The sequence below is a fragment of the Cecembia lonarensis LW9 genome, assembly GCF_000298295.1.
Taxonomy (GTDB): Bacteria; Bacteroidota; Bacteroidia; order Cytophagales; family Cyclobacteriaceae; genus Cecembia; species Cecembia lonarensis.
On sequence record NZ_AMGM01000180.1, the window covers coordinates 1 to 1,671 of the forward strand.

At 50.7% G+C, this 1,671-nt stretch carries 1 protein-coding gene; it reads left to right on the top strand.

The annotated features are described in order from the left end of the window. The first annotated feature begins 155 nt into the window (after nucleotides 1-155). Nucleotides 156-1,307 (top strand): aminotransferase class I/II-fold pyridoxal phosphate-dependent enzyme, encoded by a 1,152-nt coding sequence (locus B879_RS20660; protein ID WP_009187172.1) that lies wholly within the window; start codon nucleotides 156-158, stop codon nucleotides 1,305-1,307. The last annotated feature ends 364 nt before the right edge of the window (nucleotides 1,308-1,671 follow it).

Sequence of the window (1,671 nt, forward strand, 5' to 3'; positions counted from 1 at the left end):
ATCGAAATCCCACTTCCGACATCCCACTTCCGACATCCCCCTTTTGCCTTGGCTCTTAATATTCCCGACAACCCGACAACAAACATTTACCCCCCTCCCAACAAGCATAAGTACAAAAAAAATGTACCTTTGACCTTAGTATTATTGTTTGATCCATGAGTTCATCTCCCAAAATCTGGCTTTCTTCCCCGCATATGGGGCCCAATGAATTGAAATACGTGCAGGATGCTTTTGCTACCAACTGGATTGCTCCCTTAGGTCCCCATGTGGACGGTTTTGAAAAAGACCTGCAGGAGTTTACAGGCGCTGCACATGCAGCCGTCTTGAGTTCGGGTACCGCCGCCATCCACCTGGCCTTGGTGATCCTGGGGGTCAAACCCGGTGACCTGGTACTCTGTCAGAGCATGACCTTTTCGGCTTCAGCCAACCCCATTGCTTACCTAGGGGCTACGCCCGTTTTTATAGATTCGGAAAAAGAGACCTGGAACATGTGTCCTCAGGCCCTGGAGGAGGGTATTTTGGCCTGTGAAGCAGGTAAAGTGTCGGGCAAAAAGCAAAAACCAGCAGCCATCATTCCGGTCCATCTTTATGGCATGCCTGCTAAAATGGATGAAATCATGGCCTTGTCCAAAAAATATGGAATTCCCGTGGTGGAGGACGCGGCAGAGGCCCTGGGTTCGACATACAAGGGCAAAGCCTGTGGTACCTTCGGGGACATGGGGGTCTTGAGTTTCAATGGCAACAAAATCATCACCACTTCCGGTGGAGGGGCGCTTTTGTCCGATACGGAATGGATGATCAATAAGGCGAGATTCCTGGCTACACAGGCAAGGGATGAAGCGCCAAATTACCAGCATTCCCATATAGGGTACAATTACCGCATGAGCAATGTCCTGGCGGGCATTGGCCGTGGGCAGATGGAGGTCTTACCGGAAAGGGTAGAACAGCGCAGGAGCAACCATGCTTTTTATAAGAAGGCCCTGGGGGATTTGTCGGGGATCTCCTTTTTGGAGGAGCCGGAGGGATTGCACTCCAACCGTTGGTTGAGTTGTATCCTTGTCGATCCTGAAAATACGGGTGGCATTACCCGGGAGAACATCCGTAAATTTCTTTGGGAGGACAATATTGAGTCCAGGCCTTTGTGGAAGCCCATGCATTTGCAGCCGGTATTTCAGGATGCCCCGTATTTTGGTGGAAGGGTGGCCGAGGAATTGTTTGACAATGGACTTTGCCTGCCCAGCGGATCGAATTTGACAGAGGTGGATTTGGAAAGGGTGGTTGAGAGGGTGAGGGACTTGGGGACTTAGGGACTGGGAGACTGATGGACGAAGAGACTTGGGGACGGAGAGAGTTTTAAGGGATTAAAGTTTAAATTTGGGGGCACGTTGTCACGCGTTTCCGAACGCGGGACGGTTGGGACTTGAGTTTTTAAACTCAGATAAATCGGTAGCTGAAAGCAACTTTTAACACTCTTCATTCATCATTCTTCACTACCATTCTCTCCGTGGTTCTCTGTGCCTTCCCTGCCGGCTGCAGGCGGGTCTGCGTATCTCTGTGTAAATTAAGCCAAGCGCAGCGTCTCTTTTTCTCTTTACTTACCTCCTAGGTTTGGGAGATCCCCCGTAATGCTACGGGGCAGGCTTTCGACTCCGCAAGCCTGTCTGCAACAGG

Coding starts and splice junctions, on each gene's coding strand:
- B879_RS20660 (WP_009187172.1), top strand. CDS start 156: ATGAGTTCATCTCCCAAAATCTGGCTTTCTTCCCCGCATATGGGGCCC.